Source organism: Streptomyces sp. NPDC046939 (assembly GCF_040644575.1).
Classification (GTDB): domain Bacteria; phylum Actinomycetota; class Actinomycetes; order Streptomycetales; family Streptomycetaceae; genus Streptomyces.
The window spans coordinates 116,576-137,220 of the sequence record NZ_JBEYWV010000007.1 but is presented as its reverse complement, the minus strand read 5'-3'; the positions used below and the strand labels follow the sequence as shown (position 1 = coordinate 137,220).

Annotated in this window: 21 protein-coding genes; 14 read left to right on the top strand and 7 right to left on the bottom strand. The window is 72.1% G+C overall.

Features of this window, described 5'->3' with window-relative positions; genetic code table 11:
* Window positions 1–75 precede the first annotated feature (75 nt).
* Both ABZ877_RS10080 and ABZ877_RS10075 read left to right on the top strand, forming a co-directional pair.
* Complete coding sequence (locus ABZ877_RS10080) at window positions 76–273, top strand: hypothetical protein (RefSeq protein WP_361067301.1); 198 nt, start codon at window positions 76–78, stop codon at window positions 271–273.
* 275 nt (window positions 274–548) lie between these two features.
* Window positions 549–1,286 (top strand): GAF and ANTAR domain-containing protein, encoded by a 738-nt coding sequence (locus tag ABZ877_RS10075; protein ID WP_361067298.1) that lies wholly within the window; start codon window positions 549–551, stop codon window positions 1,284–1,286.
* A gap of 10 nt (window positions 1,287–1,296) precedes the next feature.
* On the opposite strand, the gene ABZ877_RS10070 is transcribed toward ABZ877_RS10075, so the two are convergent.
* The gene (locus tag ABZ877_RS10070) at window positions 1,297–1,725 is read right to left on the bottom strand and encodes a VOC family protein (protein WP_361067295.1); all 429 of its coding nucleotides are present in this window, start codon (window positions 1,723–1,725) and stop codon (window positions 1,297–1,299) included.
* 175 nt (window positions 1,726–1,900) lie between these two features.
* Between ABZ877_RS10070 and ABZ877_RS10065 the strand changes: the two genes are divergently transcribed.
* From ABZ877_RS10065 to ABZ877_RS10055, 3 genes are all read left to right on the top strand, one after another.
* A complete protein-coding gene (locus ABZ877_RS10065; RefSeq protein WP_361067293.1) occupies window positions 1,901–2,584 on the top strand; it encodes an ANTAR domain-containing protein in 684 nt (227 codons plus the stop codon).
* A gap of 54 nt (window positions 2,585–2,638) precedes the next feature.
* Window positions 2,639–3,394 (top strand): ANTAR domain-containing protein, encoded by a 756-nt coding sequence (locus ABZ877_RS10060; protein WP_361067290.1) that lies wholly within the window; start codon window positions 2,639–2,641, stop codon window positions 3,392–3,394.
* A gap of 160 nt (window positions 3,395–3,554) precedes the next feature.
* Entirely contained in the window at window positions 3,555–5,801 is a 2,247-nt protein-coding gene (locus ABZ877_RS10055; RefSeq protein ID WP_361067287.1) for an ATP-binding SpoIIE family protein phosphatase, read from the top strand.
* On the opposite strand, the gene ABZ877_RS10050 is transcribed toward ABZ877_RS10055, so the two are convergent.
* Window positions 5,798–6,412, bottom strand: coding sequence for a hypothetical protein (locus tag ABZ877_RS10050; RefSeq protein ID WP_361067284.1), 615 nt, complete (start codon window positions 6,410–6,412; stop codon window positions 5,798–5,800). The genes ABZ877_RS10055 and ABZ877_RS10050 overlap by 4 nt on opposite strands.
* Before the next feature lie 199 nt (window positions 6,413–6,611).
* On the opposite strand from ABZ877_RS10050, the gene ABZ877_RS10045 reads away from it, so the two are divergent.
* The 3 genes from ABZ877_RS10045 (at window position 6,612) to ABZ877_RS10035 (ending at window position 11,485) form a co-directional block, all read left to right on the top strand.
* Window positions 6,612–8,069 carry an MFS transporter gene (locus tag ABZ877_RS10045; protein ID WP_361067281.1) on the top strand — a complete coding sequence of 486 codons (1,458 nt, stop codon included), beginning with the start codon at window positions 6,612–6,614 and terminating at the stop codon, window positions 8,067–8,069.
* A gap of 118 nt (window positions 8,070–8,187) precedes the next feature.
* Window positions 8,188–9,405, top strand: a complete 1,218-nt coding sequence (locus ABZ877_RS10040; protein WP_361067278.1) for an MFS transporter — start codon at window positions 8,188–8,190, stop codon at window positions 9,403–9,405.
* A gap of 256 nt (window positions 9,406–9,661) precedes the next feature.
* On the top strand, window positions 9,662–11,485 hold the full coding sequence (locus ABZ877_RS10035) for a cellulase family glycosylhydrolase (protein ID WP_361067275.1): 1,824 nt from the start codon (window positions 9,662–9,664) through the stop codon (window positions 11,483–11,485).
* A 102-nt stretch (window positions 11,486–11,587) separates the two neighbouring features.
* Here ABZ877_RS10035 and ABZ877_RS10030 read toward each other — a convergent pair whose 3' ends face one another.
* Together ABZ877_RS10030 and ABZ877_RS10025 are read right to left on the bottom strand one after the other, a co-directional pair.
* A complete protein-coding gene (locus tag ABZ877_RS10030; RefSeq protein WP_361067272.1) occupies window positions 11,588–13,192 on the bottom strand; it encodes an APC family permease in 1,605 nt (534 codons plus the stop codon).
* A 146-nt stretch (window positions 13,193–13,338) separates the two neighbouring features.
* On the bottom strand, window positions 13,339–14,571 hold the full coding sequence (locus ABZ877_RS10025) for a carbohydrate-binding protein (protein ID WP_361067269.1): 1,233 nt from the start codon (window positions 14,569–14,571) through the stop codon (window positions 13,339–13,341).
* Window positions 14,572–14,768: 197 nt separating this feature from the next.
* On the opposite strand from ABZ877_RS10025, the gene ABZ877_RS10020 reads away from it, so the two are divergent.
* A complete protein-coding gene (locus tag ABZ877_RS10020; RefSeq protein WP_361067267.1) occupies window positions 14,769–15,086 on the top strand; it encodes a hypothetical protein in 318 nt (105 codons plus the stop codon).
* Window positions 15,087–15,121: 35 nt separating this feature from the next.
* Here ABZ877_RS10020 and ABZ877_RS10015 read toward each other — a convergent pair whose 3' ends face one another.
* The gene (locus ABZ877_RS10015; protein WP_361067264.1) at window positions 15,122–15,580 is read right to left on the bottom strand and encodes a carboxymuconolactone decarboxylase family protein; all 459 of its coding nucleotides are present in this window, start codon (window positions 15,578–15,580) and stop codon (window positions 15,122–15,124) included.
* Between the two features lie 89 nt (window positions 15,581–15,669).
* On the opposite strand from ABZ877_RS10015, the gene ABZ877_RS10010 reads away from it, so the two are divergent.
* Entirely contained in the window at window positions 15,670–16,575 is a 906-nt protein-coding gene (locus ABZ877_RS10010; RefSeq protein WP_361067261.1) for a sigma-70 family RNA polymerase sigma factor, read from the top strand.
* On the opposite strand, the gene ABZ877_RS10005 is transcribed toward ABZ877_RS10010, so the two are convergent.
* The gene (locus tag ABZ877_RS10005; RefSeq protein WP_361067258.1) at window positions 16,553–17,119 is read right to left on the bottom strand and encodes a TetR/AcrR family transcriptional regulator; all 567 of its coding nucleotides are present in this window, start codon (window positions 17,117–17,119) and stop codon (window positions 16,553–16,555) included. The two genes, ABZ877_RS10010 and ABZ877_RS10005, sit on opposite strands and share 23 nt — an antisense overlap.
* A gap of 104 nt (window positions 17,120–17,223) precedes the next feature.
* On the opposite strand from ABZ877_RS10005, the gene ABZ877_RS10000 reads away from it, so the two are divergent.
* On the top strand, window positions 17,224–17,685 hold the full coding sequence (locus tag ABZ877_RS10000; protein WP_361067255.1) for a nuclear transport factor 2 family protein: 462 nt from the start codon (window positions 17,224–17,226) through the stop codon (window positions 17,683–17,685).
* Between the two features lie 31 nt (window positions 17,686–17,716).
* Here the strand turns inward: ABZ877_RS10000 and ABZ877_RS09995 are convergent, their stop codons facing one another.
* A complete protein-coding gene (locus ABZ877_RS09995; RefSeq protein ID WP_361067253.1) occupies window positions 17,717–18,031 on the bottom strand; it encodes a hypothetical protein in 315 nt (104 codons plus the stop codon).
* Window positions 18,032–18,380: 349 nt separating this feature from the next.
* On the opposite strand from ABZ877_RS09995, the gene ABZ877_RS09990 reads away from it, so the two are divergent.
* The 3 genes from ABZ877_RS09990 to ABZ877_RS09980 are packed head-to-tail and all read left to right on the top strand — an operon-like array spanning window position 18,381 to window position 20,622.
* Complete coding sequence (locus ABZ877_RS09990; protein WP_361067250.1) at window positions 18,381–18,569, top strand: ferredoxin; 189 nt, start codon at window positions 18,381–18,383, stop codon at window positions 18,567–18,569.
* A gap of 3 nt (window positions 18,570–18,572) precedes the next feature.
* Window positions 18,573–19,790, top strand: a complete 1,218-nt coding sequence (locus ABZ877_RS09985) for an FAD/NAD(P)-binding oxidoreductase (protein WP_361067247.1) — start codon at window positions 18,573–18,575, stop codon at window positions 19,788–19,790.
* Between the two features lie 10 nt (window positions 19,791–19,800).
* On the top strand, window positions 19,801–20,622 hold the full coding sequence (locus ABZ877_RS09980) for an acetoacetate decarboxylase family protein (RefSeq protein WP_361067244.1): 822 nt from the start codon (window positions 19,801–19,803) through the stop codon (window positions 20,620–20,622).
* The last annotated feature ends 23 nt before the right edge of the window (window positions 20,623–20,645 follow it).

Sequence of the window (20,645 nt, the reverse complement as noted above, 5' to 3'; positions counted from 1 at the left end):
CCCGCCGAGGGAGGAGTCTGGTGGGGACCGCGCCCGACCCGCAGTTCCGGCTGCCCGAGCGAAACCGGTGACGTGATGGGGACGGACGGAGCGGCGGGAATGGGCGCCATGCGGCAACGGGCGGAGCGCATGCGCCAGTACGCGCGCGCCGCCGCCGTGCGCTCCGTGCTGATGCACGCCCGGGCCGAGACCGCGTACCTGGCCGCCCGGACCATGCGGATCTCCAACCAGCGCATGCTGACGGCCGCCCGCGCCAGGCGTCCTCGGGCGTGAGCGGCCACGGACAACGGCGGTCGGCAGGGGTTCCCGTCACGCGGGCGCGTACTACGCTGGAATGCGTACCGTGAGCCGCTCAGGCCGGGTGGGACCGGCGGCGGGCGGGCGGCTCGGACGGTCTACGAGGATCGAGGGCGGCCGATTCCGTCAGCGGACGCGACACGGCTGTGTGCCAGCCGACCATCGAACGGTGACCTTCTCGGATGTGTCCGTGCGTGCGCCTTGTCCCTGCCCGCTGCCTGGACCGGGGGGTGACGGAACGGACTTGAGTGATGTCTGCGGTGCCGCGGGATGTCCTGGTCGCCCAGGCCGTGTTCGACCTGGCCGCACGTCCGGACGGCTTCGACGTGCTGGAACTCATGGATGATCTGACGACGCAGACGGTGTACCTGGTCGGGGTGCGCTCGGTCGGGGTGACCGTCCTCGACGGCCACGGCCGGGTCGACTACCTCACCGCCTCCGACGAGGTGTGCAGGCGCCTGGAGGAGGCCCAGGTCGAACTCGGCGAGGGGCCCTGCCTGGACAGCGTGCGCAGCGGCCGCGTCCTCGACCCGGTCAACCTGCGCACCGAGGGCCCCGGTGGCGAGCGCTGGCCCCGCTTCATGCCGCGCGCCCGGGCCGCCGGGTACACCAGCGTCGCCTCGGTGCCGCTGCGCGTCTCCGGTGCCACCGTGGGCGCCGTGAACCTGCTGCACGCGGGGCCCCGCCGGGTGAGCGGCGTGGACCTGCAACTGGTGCAGATCCTCGCGGACACGGCGGGGGCCCGGCTGCACCAGCGCCAGACCGAGATCGCCCGCGGCGACGTCATCGCCCAACTGGAGACCGCCCTCGACTCCCGCATCGTCATCGAGCAGGCCAAGGGCATCCTGGCCTCACGGCTCGGCACCGACGTGCAGGACGCCTTCCTCCGCCTGCGCGCACACGCGCGCTCGCGTCAGCAGAAACTCACCGAGCTGGCCCGCCTGGTCGTCCGGGGAGAGATCCCGGCTGAACTCGACGGTGCCCGCTGAGCCGGGCCCGCTAGTCGATGCAGAACTCGTTCCCCTCGATGTCCAGCATCGGGATGCAGGCGTCCTGGCCGTCGTACAGCGTCCGTACATGGACCGCTCCCAGCGGTTCGAGCCGGGCGCGCTCCGCCTCCAGGGCGGCCAGGCGCTCCTCGCCCACCAGGCCGGTGCCGACCCGTACGTCGAGATGCACGCGGTTCTTGACGGCCTTGCCCTCGGGGACGCGCTGGAAGTACAACCGGGGCCCCACCCCGGTGGGGTCGACACAGGCGAACCACGCGTCCCGCCGCTCCGGCGGCTGCGCCTCCTTGTACGCGTCCCACGTCTCGAACCCCTCGGGCGGCGGGGGCACGACATATCCCAGCACCTCGCACCAGAACCGGGCGAGACGCTCCGGCTCCGCGCAGTCGAAGGTGACCTGGAACTTCTTGATCGACGTCATCGGGCCACCATAGAAGCGGGCGCTGAGTGGCGACACCGAATTCCCGGCAGGGCAGGACCGAAGCCCGCGGACAGGGGACCGCGACGTCTCGGAGCGCTACCGTGGAGAAGGCGGACGACGCGCGAGACCGGCCGCCCGGCAAGTGGTCCGCCGAGGACCCCGGAGGGGGCTGCGGATGAGCGGTGGAGGCGTGACGGTCCGGGAACTGCTCGACCGCATGGACACGGCGGCCAGTCAGGAACAGCGCCGCTCGTGGGCGGTCGACTGCGCGCACGCCCTGGGCCTGGACGGCGTGGCCGTCTCGGTGCGGGGAGAGCTGCTCTGGTTCAGCGACGAGACGAGCGCCCGTCTCGAGGACGTGCAGGCCGTCCTCGGGCAGGGCCCGGGACTGAGGTTCCCGGCGGGTGAGGGCGTGCGGGAAGTGCCCGACGTGGACCGGCTCGTCATGCGGTTCTGGCCCCAGTTCGTGCCCGAGGCCCAGGAGTTGGGCGTGGCCGCCGTGTTCGTGTGGCCGGTGCGGATCGGCGCGGTGCCCAGCGGCACCCTGACCGGCTACCGGCGGACCGAGGGCGCGCTGAGCGAGCAGCAGCGCGCCGAGGGCTGGCTCGTCGCGGACAACCTCGCCGCGCACATGCTGGCGCGCTGGCCCGAGGACACGGGAGGCCGCAACGGGCCGGGGCGCGCGGGCGCGGTGGATCTGCACCGGGCCGAGGTCCACCAGGCCACCGGCGTCCTCAGCGGAAAGCTCGACATCCCACTGACCGAGGCGCTCGTCCGGCTGCGCGCGGAGGCCTACTCCTCCGGCCGGAGTCTTAGCGAAACGGCACAGAGCGTTCTCGCACGCGAACTGCCCGCATAGTCAGGCACACCCCCCTCGCAGCACCACGCTGGGAACTCAGGAAGAAGCCGCCGCATGAGCAGGGAAGAACACATCGCCCGTACGTTCCTGGAACTCGCGGACACGCTGGTGGAGGACTTCGACCTGATCGACTTCCTGCAGCAGATGACGGTCCGCTGCCGGGAACTCCTCGACATCACCGACGCCGTCGTCCTCCTCGCCCACCCCGCCCCGCACCTGTACAGCCCCGCCCCGTGCGACCCCCAGCCCGCCCTGCAGCGCGTCATCGACGCGGCCTGCGTCGAGGGCCCCGGCGTCGAGGCCTACCACCTGACCCACGCGGTGGTCCCCGACTACCCCGCCCCCGGTGAACAGGACGACACCTGGCCGGAGTTGCACACCGCGCTCAAGCAGGCGGGCTACGCCCTGCCGACGGCGGTCCCCCTGCGGCTGCGCGGGGAGAGCCTGGGCGCCCTGCTCCTGCTGCACACCGGGGACCGCGCGCTCTCCCCGGACGACCTGCTGCTGGCGCAGGCGCTCGCGGACGCCGCCACGATCGGCCTGCTGCACGCCCGTACGCTCGGCCAACAGGAGACCGTCAGCGGACAGTTGCACGCCGCCCTGCACAACCGCATCATCATCGAGCAGGCCAAGGGCATCGTCGCCGTCCGCCGCAACATCTCCCTCAACCACGCCTTCGACGCGCTGCGCGCGCACGCCCACGACCACCGGGCCCGGATCAGCGCGATCGCCATGGACGTCATCGACATGGGGCTGCTCCCCACCGTCCCGGCCACCGGCCCGCACCAGGAGCCCGAGGGCACCGACTGACCCGTACCCGGCCCCGGCGGCGCGCCCCGCCCGTCCCAGGACACGCCGGTCGGCATCTGGACAAGGCCGTGAGCCGCGCCCGAGCATGGTCCTGTTCTTGTGACCGGACAGCTGCCGACGGCGCATGAGTGCCGCGCCCCGCCCTGGAGAGCCGATGCCCGTGACGGACCACAGTCTGGCTGCCGCGATCCGGCGCATCGCCCGCACCGAGGGGCTCGGTGCCGCGGCGCACGAGCTGTGCGCGTCGGCGGTGCCGCTGCTCGCGGACGCCGTGCTCGTGCACCTGGAGGAGACGGCGGACGCCGGCGGGGCCCGCCGTGAGCTGCGGCTGGTCGCGTCCGCCGGATGCGCCCCGCTGCCCCCGGAGCGCACCGGCGTCTTACCGGGCGGCAAGCTGGCGCACCTGCTCCAGGCGAAGGCGCCGCTGAGCGGCGAGGACCCGGACGTCGGGGCGGCCCTCACCGAGATGTGGGGCGCGGAGCCACGGCTGCCCGGCGGGGACCGGGTGCTCGTCGCTCCCTTCACGGGCCCCGGGCAGGCGCCGGGTCTGGTCGTCATGGTGCGCCGGGCCGACCGGCTCGCGTTCGCGGCGGACGACGTCACGGCCGTCGATCAACTGTCCACCCACCTGTCCCTCACCACCGCGACGAACGGCGAGGCGAACCGGGAAGCGGCGAACCAGACCGTGCGCGAGATGGTCAAGGAGGTCCGGCCGTACCTCGCCGAGCCGCCCGCGACCATGCGCGGCGACGGCGACCGGCTGCGGTTCGTGGGAGCGGCGACCCGGCGGATCGCGCGCGGATTCGACCTCGACGAGATCGTGCTCGGCCTGTGCCGGGCCACCGTCCCCACCTTCTCCGACGCGATCCTGGTCTACCTGTGCGACCCGCTGCCGGTCGGCGACGAGCGCCCGGCCGGCCCCATGGTGCTGCGGCGCTGCCGCACCGACCAGGTCCCCGGCGGCTACGGCCGGGACACCGGCCGGCAGACGCTCCCGCACACCGTCGAACTGTGCGAGGTACGGCCCGGCGGCGCGCTCGCCGAGGTGCTGCGCGGGGTGCGCCCCGTCTTCGCGGACTCGCCCGTGGCGCTCGCGGCCCTGCCCGAACTGTTCGGCGCCGACCCGCAGGTGCCGCTGGGCCACCGCGCGATCCTCGCACCCCTGCGCGGGCGGCGCCGGGTGATCGGCGCGGCGGTGTTCCTGCGCTCCGCGGACCGGCCGCCGTTCGACTCCGGGGACCTGCTGGTCGCGGGCACGCTCGTGACGCACGGCGCGCTCGGCATCGACAAGGCCGTCCTGTACGGGCGCGAGGCGTACATCGCGGACGAACTGCAACGCCGGATGCTCCCCGCGTCGCTCGTGCACCCCGCGGGCGCGCGGCTCGCCTCCCGCTATCTGCCCGCGGCGGAGACGGCGCGGGTCGGCGGCGACTGGTACGACGCGATCCCGCTGCCCGGCAGCCGCGTCGCCCTCGTCGTCGGCGACGTCATGGGTCACTCCATGACCTCCGCCGCGATCATGGGCCAACTGCGCACCACCGCACGGGTGCTTGCCGGACTCGACCTGCCGCCGCACGAGATCCTGGAGCACCTGGACGAGCACGCGGTCGAGGCGGACTGCATGGCGACGTGCGTGTACGCGGTCTACGACCCGGTCTCGCACCGCATCACCATCGCCAACGCCGGTCATCCGCCGCCGATCATGCTGCACCTGGGCGGCCGTGCCGAGGTCCTGCGGGTCCCGCCGGGCGCGCCCGTCGGGGTGGGCGGCGTCGACTTCGAGACGGTCGACCTCGACGCCCCGTCGGGCGCCACGCTCCTCTTCTACACCGACGGCCTCGTCGAGTCGCGGCTGCGGGACGTGGGCAGCGGCATCGAGCAGCTCCGCGAACGGCTCGCCGCCACCGCTCAGTTGACCGGCCCGGACCACCCGCCGCCCCTAGAGGCGCTCTGCGACGACGTGCTCGACATGACCGGCCACGGCGACCGGGACGACGACATCGCGCTGCTCGCCGCCCGCTTCGACGGCATCGCGCCCAGCGACGTCGCGTACTGGTTCCTCGACCCGGAGGACTCCGCGCCCGGCCGCGCCCGCCGTCTCGCCCGGAGCGTGCTGGCGCGCTGGGGCCTGGAGGAGCTGTCGGACTCGGTCGAGCTCCTGGTCAGCGAGGTCGTCACGAACGCGGTGCGGTACGCGTCCCGCCCGGTGACGCTGCGGCTGCTCCGCACCGACGTGCTGCGCTGCGAGGTCGGCGACGACGTCCCTCAGTTGCCGCGCCAGCGCCAGGCCCGCGCCACCGACGAGGACGGCCGCGGCCTGTTCCTGGTCAACCGGCTGGCCAAGCGGTGGGGAGCGACCCGCCTCTCGACAGGGAAGATCGTCTGGTTCGAGATGCCCGCGCCTTAGACAGACTTCTGGGACTCGTCGGCGATCAGCGTGGTCACCCGTACCAGCGCCGGGCGCGGGGGAGTGGAGCCGAAGCCGAAGCGGACCGGTGGGGCGACGCTCGTGAGCGGGCCCTGGTCCTGCCCGTGCAGGCGCACGGACGCCGAGGTCAGCGCGTGTTCGTCGAGGGCGCAGTAGTACTCGTGGCGGCCGTTCCCCGCGGTGCCGACGGTCCGTACGCCACGGCGGGCCAGCCGCGCCACGGGGTCGATCAGGCGGCACCAGGCGCGGGTCCGGGCGAGCGGCCGGGGCACGAGGGTGAGCAGGAGCCCGACGCCCGTACGGCGTCCGGTACCCATCTCGACCTCGACCGACGAGGCCCGGACGGCGATGCGGCCGGGGCCCTCGACGGTGAGCGCGACGGGCTCCACCCGCACCTCGTCGAAGGTGTAGGTCGCCGCGATGTAGCCGGCGAGTTCCGGGGTCGGCGCGATGAGGGTGCGGTGTCCGTCGGGCCGCTCCATCATGAGGTCGGTCACCGGCCCGAACGGTGACTGCCGCCACATGCCGACGACCAGTCGGACACCGGCCCGTGTGCCGAGCCCCGCGATCGCACCGTCGAATCGGTCCACGCCGGCCAGCCTAGGCGGTGCGGCGCCGGGTCACGACCTGGGCTCCGGCCGGCCGCCGAGCCGGGGTGCGCTCCCAGAGCCCCGCCCACATCGTCTGCCCTCAGCAGGCGATGTGCACGATACATCGCATGTGTATGCTGCACATCGCTCACGTGCCGGGTCGAAGTGACGCACGTGTCGAACCCACTGAGGAGTCCGGATGGATGCCCCCGAGACGACCAGCCGCTCAGGCGCTGTCGTCGCCACCCTCGCGCTCGCCGGTACCGTCGCCGCGATCATGCAGACGCTCGTGACGCCGCTCATCGCCGAGCTGCCGCGGATCCTGGACACCTCGTCCTCGAACGCGGCTTGGGTGATCACGGTGACGCTGCTCGTGTCGGGTGTGTGCGTGCCCGTCTCCGGCCGCCTCGGCGACCTCATCGGCAAGCGCCGCATGATGCTCGTCTGCGCGGTGCCGCTGATCCTCGGATCGGTGGTGTGCGCGCTGTCCTCCTCGCTCATACCGATGATCGTCGGACGTGGTCTGCAAGGCATGGGGATGGGCATGGTGCCGCTCGGCATCGCGCTCCTCCGGGACGTCGTCCCCACCGAGAGGCTCAGCGGCTCCATCGCCCTGGTCAGCGCCTCCATGGGCATCGGCGGCGCCATCGGCCTGCCGATCGCCGCGGCCGTCGCCCAGTACGCCAATTGGCGCGTGCTGTTCTGGGGCGCGGCCGTGCTCGCCCTGATCGTCAGCATCATGATCTTCGTCATCGTGCCCGACGTCCCGGCGGGCGCGAAGGGGCAGCGGTTCGACGCGCCCGGCGCCGTGGGCCTCGCCATCGGCCTGGTCTCGCTGCTGCTCGCCATCTCCAAGGGCGCCGACTGGGGCTGGACCTCCGGCACCACGCTCGGCCTCTTCGCCGTCGCCGTCGTTGCGCTCGGCGTCTGGGGCGTCTACGAGCTGCGCACCCGAGACCCGCTCGTCGACCTGCGCACCACGGTCCGGCCTCGCGTGCTGTTCACCAACGCCGCCTCCGTCCTCATCGGCGTCGGCATGTACTCCTTCATGCTGATCGCGCCGCAGCTGCTGCAGTTCCCCGAGGCCACCGGCTACGGGCTCGGCCAGTCGATGCTCGCCGCCGGTCTGTGGATCGCGCCCGGCGGCGTCATGATGATGCTGATCTCCCCGCTCGGCGGAAAGCTCATCAACGCGCGCGGCCCCAAGACCGCCCTCATCCTCGGTGCCCTCGTGATCGCCGCCGGATACGGCGTCGCCCTGCCGCTCATGGGCACGGCCTGGGGCGTCATGCTCTCCGGCATCGTGATCAACAGCGGTGTCGCCCTCGCCTACGGCGCCATGCCCGCCCTCATCATGAGCTCGGTGCCGCTGTCCGAGACGGCCGCCGCCAACGGGTTCAACACCCTGATGCGCTCCCTCGGCACCACGATCGGCTCCGCCGTCATCGGCGTCGTCCTCGCCCAGATGACCATCAGCATGGGCGGCTATACCTTCGCGTCCGAGAACGGGTTCCGCACCGGCCTGATGATCGGCTGCGGCGTCGCCCTCGTCTCCGCGGCCGTCGCGACCCTCATCCCGGCCCTGCGCGACCCGGCCGGGGAAGCGGCCGCCGAGGGGCAGCCGGCCGACACCGATCAGACACCCGCCACGGCCTGAACCTCCCACGTGTGCGCGGCGTGTGTTCACACGTACAGCCCTGTTCCGCATGAGACACGCGGACGCGGGGAACCGCACCTGGGTCGGACCGCCGCAGCGACCTGAGGAGCACACGACGTTGGCACCGCGCACCATGGGCTCCCGTGCGGCGTTCTCCACCCTGGTCATCGCGTTCGCGTGTGTGATGCTCGGAGCGACGCTCCCCACGCCGATGTACCCCCTGTGGCAGCGGGAGTTGGGGTTCTCACCCGTCGTCCAGACGGTGATCTTCGCCTCCTACGCCGTGGGGGTGCTCGCGGCGCTCCTGCTGTGCGGCGGCTGGTCGGACCTCAGGGGGCGACGGCCCCTGCTCCTCGCCGGACTGCTGTTCTCGCTGGTCAGCAGCCTCGTCTTCCTCGGCGCCGGGCAGGTGTGGATCCTGCTCGTGGGGCGGCTGCTCTCCGGTGTCTCGGCGGGCATCTTCGCGGGCACGGCCACGGCGGCCGTGATCGAGAGCGCGCCCGAGCCATGGCGCGGCCGGGCCTCGAACGCGGCGACGGCCGCCAACATCGGCGGCCTCGGCGTCGGCTCGGCCCTGGCCGGGGTCCTCGTCCAGTACCTGCCCGCGCCGCTGAAGCTGTCGTTCGCGGTGCACGCCGTCGCCGTCTGCGTCCTCGTCGCGCTGCTGCGGTGCGTGCCGGAGACGGTGGAGCCCGACCCCGGCAGCCGGTTGCGCCCGCGGAAGGTCAAGGTGCCGGAGGCGGCCCGGTCCGTGTTCGTCAGCGCCGCCACGGTCGGGTTCGCGGGGTTCGCCGTCACCGGCCTGTTCACGGCGGTCTCCCCGCGCATCGTCTCCGAGGTCGTGGGCGACCCGAACCACGCGCTGGCCGGTGCGATGCCCCTGCTGCTGCTCGGCGCGTCGGCCCTCACCCAAGTGGTCCTGCCACCGGCGCGGACCCGCTTCTTCCTGCTGACCGGGTGCCTGCTCCTCGCGGCGGGCATCCTGCTGGTCGCGCTCTCGGTGCGGCAGGCGTCCCTGCCGTTGCTGGCCGTCGGCGCGGTCATCGCGGGCTGCGGGCAGGGCATGTCCTTCGCCAAGGGCCTCGCCGCCGTCAACGACCTGGTCGACTCCGCCGACCGGGCCGCCGTCTCCTCCGCCTACTTCGTCGTCCTGTACGTGGCGATCTCGCTGCCGGTGGTGGGGCTCGGCGCGGCATCCCAGGCGTGGGGGCTGCGCCCGGCGGGGATCTGGTTCTGCGTTGCGGCCGCGGTCCTGGCCGTCGCCGCGTGGGCCTCGCTGGCATGGGGCGGGCGGGGGAGCGACCGTACGCGGGGACGGCACACCCAGGACGCCTGACGAGCCGTGCGACCCGATCACTGCGCGGGGTATTGACGCGTACATGCTTAGTGGCTTCCATGGGCGCGGCCCCGGTTTTTGACGGGCGGGCGGCGCGGAGCGGGACACTCCGGGCGGCCCGCGGCACGTCATGCCGGGCGCCTCCGACGCCTCCCCTCCCTGCCCGCACCCCTCTTCTCCTCATAAATGGGAGCGCTCCCAAGCTTCCAAGCCAAGCCGATAGGCGCTCCCCTCCGTTCGTTCGAGAGGACCCCCCATGGAACACCCATTCGTCCGCCCGTTACGCACCCTCGTGATCGCCTTCCTCGCCACGCTCGCGATCGCCCTCGTGCCTCTGCTCGCCGCGCCCGCGCAGGCGGCCCCCGCACGCACCGCCTCATCGGGAGCGGCGCTCGCGCCCGCGGGCTCGGGATACTGGCACACCAGCGGCCGCCGCATCCTCGACGCGCAGGACCAGCCGGTACGGATGGCGGGGATCAACTGGTTCGGGTTCGAGACCGCCAACTACGTGCCCCACGGCCTCTGGTCCCGCGACTACAGGTCGATGCTGGACCAGATGAGGACGCTCGGCTACAACACCGTCCGCGTGCCGTACAGCGACGACATCTTCAAAGGTACGAAGCCGACCGGGATCACGTACGCGAACGGCCTCAACACCGACCTGGAGGGCCTCGACTCCCTCCAGGTGATGGACAAGATCGTCGACTACGCGGGCTCCATCGGACTGAAGATCGTCCTCGACCGCCACCGGCCCGACTCCTCGGCCCAGTCGGCCCTCTGGTACACCGCGGCGGTCCCCGAGTCCACCTGGATCGCCAACCTCAAGGCGCTCGCCGCCCGGTACAAGGGCAACACCGCCGTGGTCGGCATCGACCTGCACAACGAGCCGCACGATCCGGCCTGCTGGGGCTGCGGCGACCCGAGCACCGACTGGCGGCTCGCCGCCGAACGGGCGGGCAACGCCGTGCTGTCCGTCAACCCCGACCTCCTCGTCTTCGTGGAGGGCGTGCAGACCGTGAACGGCCAGTCCACCTGGTGGGGCGGCAACCTCGCCGGGGTGGCCACCGCCCCCGTACGCCTCGACGTCCCGAACCGGATCGTCTACTCGGCCCACGACTACGCCACCAGCGTCGCCCAGCAGCCCTGGTTCGACGACCCGTCGTTCCCCGCGAACATGCCGGGCATCTGGGACAAGAACTGGGGCTACATCTTCAAGCAGAACATCGCCCCCGTGTGGGTCGGGGAGTTCGGCACCACCCTGCAGTCGAGCGTCGACCGGAAGTGGCTCGCCGCCCTCGTCGACTACCTCCGCCCCACCGGGACCTACGGCGCCGACAGCATGAGCTGGACCTTCTGGTCGTGGAACCCCAACTCCGGTGACACCGGCGGCATCCTGAAGGACGACTGGCAGACCGTCGATACGGTGAAGGACGGCTACCTCGCCTCCATCAAGGCGCCGGGATTCGCTGGAGGCGGCGGGGGAGGCGGGGACGACACCACGGCGCCCTCGACGCCCACCGGACTGAAGGTGACCGGCACGACCTCCACCAGCATCTCGCTGACCTGGACCGCCGCCACCGACGACACCGCGGTCACCGCCTACGACGTCTACCGGGGCACGGCCAAGGCCGGGTCCGCGACCGGCACCGCCTACACCGACACCGGGCTCACCGCGTCGACCCGCTTCGAGTACACCGTGCGGGCGCGCGACGCGGCGGGCAACACGTCACCGGCCTCGCAGTCCGTCACCGCGACGACCTCCGGGCCGGGCGGCGGATCGTCCGGCTGCACCGCCACGTACAAGGTGAGCAGCGACTGGGGCGGCGGCTTCAACGCCGACGTCACCGTCACCAACACCGGCACCTCGGCCACCAAGTCCTGGCAGGTCACCTGGGAGTGGTTCGGCAACCAGACCATCGGCAGCATGTGGAACGCCACCCCCACCCAGACCGGCAAGACGGTGACGGCCCACAACGCCGCACACAACGGCACGCCGGCCGCCGGCGCGTCCACCACGTTCGGCTTCGGCGCGACCCCGGGCGGCGCAAGCACACCCACGCTCATTTGCCAGACGAGCTAGGGGGTGCATCGGCGTCCGCGGTCGGCTGAAAGGGGGCGACCGCGGGCTGCCGGCCGCATCGCTCACCGGTACGTCCGGGGCCTGACGCCGCCCTCCGCCGCATCAGGGCGTCGTCGGGTTCGTGCGTAGGTGGGCTGTGCCTGAGTGGACTGCCCAGGTGAAGATCGCGAAGGCCATGACGGCCACCGTCAGTGAGTCGTACGGGGCGGGGAGGCGGCCGGAGCCGTCGAACGTGCCGAGCCAGGACAGCAGTGTCAGCGCCGCGAGGTGGACGACGAGCCAGGCGCCGTGGCGCAGCTCCTGGAGAGGTGAGGCGCCCGCCGTTCCTTGTCGTTGCTGGAGCAGGAACAGGGGGACGCCGACCAGGACGAGCGGCAGGGCCAGGCGCAGGTCGTCCCAGCCCGACCAGTACACGAACTCGGTCGCCACGGCGAAGCTGACGGGCGCGATCCAGCGCACCCCCGGCATGTGCCCGTCGGCGAGAGGCAGCCCACGTGCGCGGTCGTGCGCCCGGAAGGAGGCCACGGCCACGGCGGAAGCCGCGTAGATGAGGAGATACATGTCCCCCATCACGCTCACGATGTCCTGCCAGCCCCCGAACGGCAGCATGAACACGATGATGACCGCGAGGTTGAGGACCAGGGCGCGCCGCGCGATCCCGGAGCGCGGGTCGATCCGCATGAAGAAGCGGGGCAGCAGCCCGTTCTTGGCGAGGGCATACGTGTGCCGGGCGTCGATCGCCACACCCACATAGGCCGAGCCGCCCGGTGAGACCACCGCGTCGGCGTAGAGCAGGGTGGCGAGCCAGTGCAGGTTGAGGACGAGGGCGAGCTGCCCGAACGGCGACTCGAAGTTGACGCCCTGCCAGCCGTGCGCGAGCAGCGAGTCCGGGACCGTGTAGAGGAAGGCGAGCTGCAGCCCGAGGTAGACGAGGACGGCGAGGCCGATGCCGGTGAGGACGGCGGCGGGCACGTTGCGCCGCGGATTGCGGGCCTCGCCGGAGAAGTCGAGGGGGGCCTGGAACCCGTTCACGGAGTACACGATGCCGCCGCCCGCGAGTGCGGTGAGGCAGGCCGCGTACCCGTACGGGGCGAATCCGCCGTGGTCGGTGAGGCGGCCGGAGTGGGTGCCGGAGAGGAAGAGGGCGACCACGGTGAGGATCGGCACGACGACCTTGAACACCGAGACCAGGTTGTTCATCCGGGCGAAGAGGCGGACGGCGAACCAGTTCAGCGCGGTGAGCAGCACACTCAGCGCGGTGGCGACGCCCAGGCCGGACGCGGTGAGGCTGCCGTCGTGGTAGAGCCCGGGCACGTAGTGGGCGGCGTACTGCATGATCGCGCTGATCTCGGCGGCGGTGCCGCCCACGGAGAGCAGCACGGACCAGCCGACGACCGTGCCGACGAGCCGCCCGTTGGCGTACAGCGGCCAGCGGACCGTGCCGCCGCCCTCCGGCCTGGTCGCGCCGAGCTCCACCATGACCAGGGCGACGAGGGCGCAGAGCAGGCCCGCCGCGACCCAGGAGAGCAGTGCGGCGGGCCCGGCGGTCTGGGCCGCGTACAGGGCGGCGAACAGCCAGCCCGAGCCGAGGATGTTGGAGAAGCCGATCGCGGTCAGACCCCAGAACCCGAGGTCTTTGCGCAGTCGTCCCTCCTCGGCGCGGATGTCGGGGGACCCCGCGACGGGTGTCGGCTGTTGCTGCGCCACGGGACGGACCTCCTCGACGATCACGGACGTACGAGGTCAGCGTGCCACGCGTGGCGTCGTGTATGCCGAACGTGGGCGGTACCGCCCTGTCGGGGCGGCCGAGAACACGAGCCGGGGAGGTGTGTCGAGGAGGGTGTGCCGGTGCCTCAGCAGGTGCCTTCGTCGGTCCAGGGGCCCCACTCACTGGCGCCGGGCTTCTCGTTCTGGGTCCACCACTTGGCTTTCCAGTTGTGCCCGTTGTAGCCGACCTCGTTGCCCGCGGTGTAGACGGCGGTGGCGCTCCACGCGGTCTTGCAGTCGCCGGCGGGCGGGGTCGTCGGCGGGTCGGTGGGCGGTGTGGTCGGCGGGTTGGTGGGCGGGGTCGCGCCCGCGAACTTCACCGAGTACTTGGCGAAGTCCCAGGCGTTCTGCGGGACGCTGGAGCAGGTGCCCGAGGTGCGGCCGCCGTTGTCGGGCGGGGAGCACTGGCGGTCGCGGTTGAGGGACCAGAACGTGAAGCGGTCCATGTTGTGGCTCGTCGCGAAGTCGAGGACCGTCTGGAAGTCGGCCTGGGGGAACATCTCGCCGGTGTCGCTGCGGCCGTTCATGCCGGAGAAGCCCTCGTGGGCGTAGGCGGTGGCCTCGTCCCAGCCGAAGGTGGACTGGAGGACCTGGTTGAACTTCGTGAGCGCGCTGGTCTGGGCGGCGGCACCGTTGAAGCCGCCGTCGAACGGCATGATGGAGAAGTTGTTCGGCGTGAACCCCTGGGCCTTGGCCTCCAGGAGCATCTGCTTGCCGAACCAGCCGGTGCCGTCCGCGGTGCCCGCCGTGGTGACGGAGACGTACAGCCCGGGGTTGTTCTTCTGCAGGATCTTGGCCGCGCCGATCTCGTTCTTGATGGCGGCGGCGTTCTCGTACTCGGGCTCCTCCAGGTCGAAGTCGATGGCGTGCAGCCCGTACTTGGTGATGACCTGCTGGTACGCGGCGGCGGTGGAGGCCGCGTCCGCGCACGCCTGGCCGAGCTTGGTGCCGCCGTAGCCGCCGATGGAGATGGAGACGTCGCCGCCCTTGGCGCGGATCTTGTCGATGACCGCGCCGACCTTGGTGTCGGAGGAGACGGGGGCCGTCCCGTCCCACGTCGGGGTACAACCACCGCCGTTGGGCGCGAGGATGAAGGCGAGCTGGAACGCCTTGAGCCCGGTGGCGTCCATGATGGCGCCCGCGTCCGGCGGGTCGTTGTCCAGCGGCATCAGGTACGGGGCCGCCGCGTACCACCGGTTGCCGAGCGCGGTGGTCGCACCGGCGGCGTCCGCCGCGCTGGACGCGACGAACGCCGTGGCGGCGAGTGCGGTGCTGGTCAGGGCGGTGGCCGCGCCCAGGCATGCGCGAAGTCGTCTCACTGTGTGCCTCCTGTCCGGGGGGAGGGGCACAGCTTGTGGAATGTGAGCCGGACACGTCAATGGATTGGACTGGACCACAGAATGCTTTGGACTAGACCATGCCAAGTCTTTGCCGAGACCGCGGAGGCGGCGGAGGCCGCCCAAACGGTCGTCTCACCCGCCCCGAGGGCTCAGCCTGCTGACCGTACAGCGAAGGCGTGTTCGATACTGTCGGGCTCCCGGGTCGGCCGCACCGGCGGTCCCCCTGTCCAGGAAGCCCTCGCCGTGACCAGCCGATCTTCTACCCGGTTCTGAACGAGGAGTACGCCATCGCGATCGCCCGGGACTGGAACGTGAAGCACGACGGCGCCGGCTTCGTGACCCGGTTCCAGGTCGAGTCGGAGTTCCTGCGCAGATACCCGGTGCGGCAGGCGGGTGGGCAGACGATCCTTGAACTGTGGGTGCCCGCCGAGGAGTTGGAGGAGTTCAACCGGCACATCGTCGGTGAGATCCAGGTGACGCACGAGTTCCGCTGAGAGCCTGTCTTTGAACCAGGAGCCCGGCGCGGCGGTCAGCCCCAGGTTTGGCCCGCCGGCTCCTTGATGGTGCGGTTGATGCGGTTGAAGAAGTTGGTCAGCGCGATCTCCAGGTTCAGGGCACCGATCTGCTCCTCGGTGAAGTGGGCGCTGACCTCGTCCCACACCGCGTCGGTGACGCCCGGTGCCCCGTCCTGCAGCCGGGTGGCGGCCTCGGCCAGGGCGAGCGCCGCACGCTCCGCGTCGGTGAAGAACGGCGCCTCGCGCCACGCGGCCACGTGGTGCAGCCGCTCGTCGGTGTCCCCGGCCTTCTTGCCTCCGGCGACGCTCGCGTACACGCACGCCGAGCAGCCGTTGATCTGGCTGGCGCGCAGATGGACGAGGGCGAGCAGCTTCGGGTCGATGCCACCGGCGGCGATCGCCTTGTGCAGGAGGCCGACCGCCTTCCACACGTCGGGGTTGCCGGTGTTCTTGTTCTTCAGTCGGTTCTGCATGGCAGGGTGCTCTCCGATGGTCGGGGTTACGTCGCCGCGTCGGCGTCCGTCACCCTCATGACGGAGCCGCTCCCAGGGAGGTAACACGTATGTCCGGCACTCACCCCGCCGACCCGGTCGCCGCCGCCTTCGAGGCGCACCGCGACCGGCTCACCGCCGTCGCCCACCGCGTGCTCGGCTCCCGTGCCGACGCGGACGACGCGGTGCAGGAGGCGTGGCTGCGCCTGTCGCGCCAGGACGCCGACACCATCGACAACCTGGGCGGATGGCTGACCACCGTGGTCGGCCGCATCAGCCTGGACCTCCTGCGCTCGGGCCGTACGCGTCCGACCGTCCCCCTCGACGACGAGCTTCCCGAAGTCACCGTGGCGCTCGACCACGGTCCCGCGCCGGACGAGGTGGTGGCCCTCGGCGACGCGGTGGGCCTGGCCCTGCTCACGGTCCTGGACTCGCTGCGCCCGGACGAGCGCCTGGCGTTCGTCCTGCACGACGTGTTCGCCGTCCCCCACGGGGAGATCGGGACGATCCTCGGCAAGTCGACCGATGCCACGAAGATGCTGACCAGCCGCGCCCGGCGCAAGGTACGGACCGCACGGCGGTCGGACGGCGACCGGCGGCAGCGGCGCGAGGTGGTCGACGCGTTCCTGGCCGCGGCCCGCGAGGGACAGTTCGAGAGGCTGCTCGAAGTCCTGCACCCCGACGTGGAGTTCACCGTCCACACGCCGGGCGGCCGGTTCGTCACGATCGGGGCCACCGAGGTCGCGGGGCGCGCCCGCGTGGCCGGCGGCGCGGCGCACGGACATCCGGCGGTCGTCGACGGGCGCCCCGGCGTCATCGCCTGGAACGAGGACGGCACCCCGCTGTCCGTCCTGGCCTTCACCGTCACCGGGGACCGCATCACCGCGATCACCGCCGTGGTCGACCCCGCCGAACTCGCGCGCATGGATCTGCCGGGTCCGCCCGCGCCGGGGCTCAGGCCGAGTCGAGCAGAGTAGCGACCGCCGCACGAGCCTGTCGGGCCACCCCCGGGTCGCCGGTGATGGCGGCCGTGACGATGGCTCCTTCGGCGAGGAGGGCGACCGGGTCCGCCACCGGCAGACCGGCGGCCCGGGCCCACCCCGTTGTCTGGTCGTGGAACGCCTGCTTGTGGGACCGGACTTCGGCCAGCACCGCCTCGGACGACGCCCCCAGCTCACCGAAGGCGTTGATCCAGGCGCAACCGCGGAATCCGGGTTCGGTGAACCACTCGGCCAGCCAGTCGAAGAGCGCGAGAACGCGCTCGCGCGGATCCACGACCTGCTCCACGTGAGCGGCGAGTCCGCGCCTCCAACGCTCGTCGCGACGGCGCAGGACCGCCACCACCAGATCCTCCTTCGCCGGGAAGAACCCGTAGATCCGCTTCAGCGGCAGACCCGACGCCGCACGCACCGCGTCCATGCCGACCGCCTGGATGCCGCGCTCGTAGAACAGCTTCTCGGCGGCGTCGAGCAGCGTCTCGCGGTCCAGACGGCTCTGTTCGGGGGTGACGGGGGCTGGCACCGGGCGGCTCCTTGACGTTGAGAACGAGCGTTCTCTACCTTAGTCCCAGCGTCGGCCGATGACAGCAGCGGCCGACGAAACCTGACCCGACGTGAGAGGCGACCGTGCCGGAAGACCGACCTCCCTACCCGCCCTTCACCCGGGAAACGGCCCTGCGCAAGGTCCAGGCCGCCGAGGACGCGTGGAACTCGCGCGACCCCCACCGCGTGGCGCTCGCCTACACCCCTGACTCGCAGTGGCGCAACCGGTCCACGTTCCTCAGCGGCCGGGAGGAGATCGTCGCCTTCCTGACGGAGAAGTGGGAGCGCGAACGCGACTACGCGCTGCGCAAGAGCCTCTGGTCGTTCGACGGCGACCGGATCGCCGTCCGCTTCCAGTACGAATGGCGTGACGCGCAAGGTGCCTGGTGGCGCAGTTACGGGAACGAGCTCTGGGAGTTCGACGCGCGGGGCCTGATGCGGCGCCGCGAGGCGAGCATCAACGACGTGGCCATCGCGGAGTCCGACCGGCGCATCCACGGACCCCGGCCCGAGAACGAGCACGGGGTCGACTTCCCCCTGCGGTAGGCAGGCTCAGCAATACACCTTCTACTGCTTGCTACTGCACGGCCCCGTCCGGGATGCACACGTATCCCTTGCCCCACCCGTTGCGCTCGACATGGTCGCGCTGCGGCGAGCTCAGGCAGAAGAGCCATGCCTCGCGGTAGGACGGGTCCGTCGCGAGGAGCAGGGGGTCGTTCTGGTCGGCGTGGAGGAGCCGGTCGTACGACTCGTCGGACAGGACGACCGTTCCGGTCCCGGTGTCGGGGCCGGTGGAGGGCTCGGGGGAGGCGGCCAGGGCGGGGGCGGACGCGAGGGCGGCGGACGCAGCCAGGGTCAGAGCGCCGGTGGCGACGGCGGTACGGAAGCGCACGGGGTCTCCTAGGGGTGAGGAGGACGGGACTCGGTGAGGAGGACGGGACTTCACATGGACAACCCGTCAACCTCGCGAGCCCCGACTTGGTCACGGTCGCACACGCGGTAACACACACATGTGTCTCCCGGGCGATGCCCGCCGGGCCGGAACACGGCATCGCCGGCGAACGTCGGCCCTGACGTTGCCCGAGTTCAGCCATTGACCGGCATCCGAATGCTTTCTATGTTGTTTGGAGTCAAACGATTCGGGGGTGCGACCGTGTGCCCTTCGCACGCCGGGGCACGGCCCTCGCGGCCCGGGCCTCCGACTCCTCATCGATGCCGCGCAGTCCCAGGAGGACAGGCCCATGAAGGTCGTCGTCGACATGAACAAGTGCCAGGACCACGGCCAGTGCGTCTTCGCCGCCCCGGATGTCTTCGGGTTCGACGAAGCCGGTCACCTGGCCTACGTCGCGGACGCGGACGACGCCCTGCGCGACGAGGTCGAGGAAGCCGCCGACATGTGCCCCCTCCAGGCGATCCGGATCGAGGACTGAACCGTGAGCGCACCAAGCGCGCCCGTCGTGGTGGCCGGCGCCTCGATGGCCGGACTGCGCGTCGCCGAGCAGATACGCGCCGCGGGGTTCCGCGGACCGGTCACGCTCGTCGGCGACGAACCCCACATGCCCTACAACCGGCCTCCCCTCTCCAAGGAGGTCCTCGCGGGGACAGCGTCCTTCGACTCCCTCGCCTTCCGGCCCCGCGCCAGCGTGGCCGACGTCGACTGGCGCCTGGGCACCCGGGCCGTGCGGGCGGACCTCGACCGCCGTACCGTCGAGCTCTCCGACGGCACGACCCTCGCGTACAGCGGTCTCGTCGTGGCCACCGGGATGCGGCCGCGCCGGCTGCGCTGCCCGGGTCCGGCCGCCGGCCGGCACACCGTGCGCACCGTGGACGACGCGCGGCGGCTGCGCGCCGCCCTGGTCCGGCCGGGGGTGCGCGTCGTCGTGGTCGGTGCCGGGTTCATCGGCTGTGAGGTCGCCGCCACCGCTGTGGCGCTCGGGGCCGCCGAGGTCACCGTCGTCGACCCGCTGCCGCTGCCCATGGTCGGACCGCTCGGCCATCCGCTTGCCCGGGCTCTGCGGGCGCGCCACGAACGGCGCGGCGTCCGCTTCGTCCTCGGCACCGGTGTGGCCGGGTTCGACGGGGACCGGCGCGTCACCGGCGTACTCCTGGCGGACGGGTCCGTCCTCGCGGCGGACGTGGTGGTCGAGTCGGTGGGTTCCGTCGCCAACACCGAATGGCTCGGGGGCAACGGGCTGGATCTCACCGACGGCGTCCTCACCGACGAGCACCTGCGCGTCGGCGGGCGCCCGGAGGTGGTCGCCGTCGGCGATGTCGCGCGCTTCCCCAACGCCCGCTACGACGGTGTGCCCCGCCGCGTCGAGCACTGGTCCATCCCTACGGACACCGCCAAGCACGCCGCCAGGGTGCTCGCGGCCCACCTGTCCGGTGCGGAGCCGGACCTCGCGCCGTTCGCCCCGCTGCCCACGTTCTGGAGCGACCAGCACGACTTCCGGATCCAGTCGTTCGGCGCCCCGGTCCTCGGCAAGGACGACATGCGGATCCTGGGCGGCGACCTCGACGGGGACCCCGTCGTCGGCTACCACCGGGCGGGCCGGCTCGTCGGCGTCGTCGCGCTCGGCGGCCAGGGCGCGACGGCGGCCGCTGCCCGCTACCGCGCCGCGCTCCTGGAACGACCCGCCCCCGCCGCCTGAGGAGGACCGGATGAGCGATGTCAGGACGACCGGTGTCCGTGGATACTTCCACCCCAAGACGGCGACAGGCGCCTCGTCCCTGATCCCGCCGCCACCCTGGCACTACTCCGGCGATCTGCTCACCGTCGAGTACCGCACCGACCCGGCCCGCGTGCGCGAACTGCTGCCCGCGCCCCTGGAACCGGCCGACGAGGACCCGGGCGCGGTCGCGCTGATCTGGGCCGACTGGCAGTCCTGCTCCGCCGACGGCCACGAACTGCTCGACCCGGTGCTCGCCCAGTACAAGGAGGCCTTCGCGGTCGTCCGCTGCCGCTACCGGGGGCGGACCTACACCCGCTGCGTGTACATCTGGGTCGACAAGGACTTCGCCCTCGCCCGCGGGCTGCACCAGGGCTACCCGAAGAAGCTCGGCTCCCTGCACCAGACCCGCCCGCACCCCTACGGCCCCGCTCCGCGCATCGAGGCGGGCGCCCGCTTCGGCGCCACGCTCGCCGCCGCCGACCGGCGCCTCGCCCAGGCCGTCGTCACCCTGCGCGAGCCGTGCGGGACCAACGGGTTCGTCAACGCCCACCCGATGGCCCACCACCGCTGGCTGCCCTCGATCGAGACCGGGAAGGGCCTCGCGCTCGACGAGCTGATCGAGACCGGCGCCGCCTCCTTCGAAGGAGGCCAACCCTGGCGGGGGGAGGCGGAGTTGCGCCTGTTCGAGTCGCCCACCGAGGAGCTGGCCCGGCTCGAGGTCCGCGAGCCCATCGCCGCGTACTACCGCCAGGTCGGCGTCGTCTGGGACGGCGGCCGACTCCTTGAGTCGCACACGTCGGGTGCCGCATGACGGCCGCCCGCCGACGCCGGGAA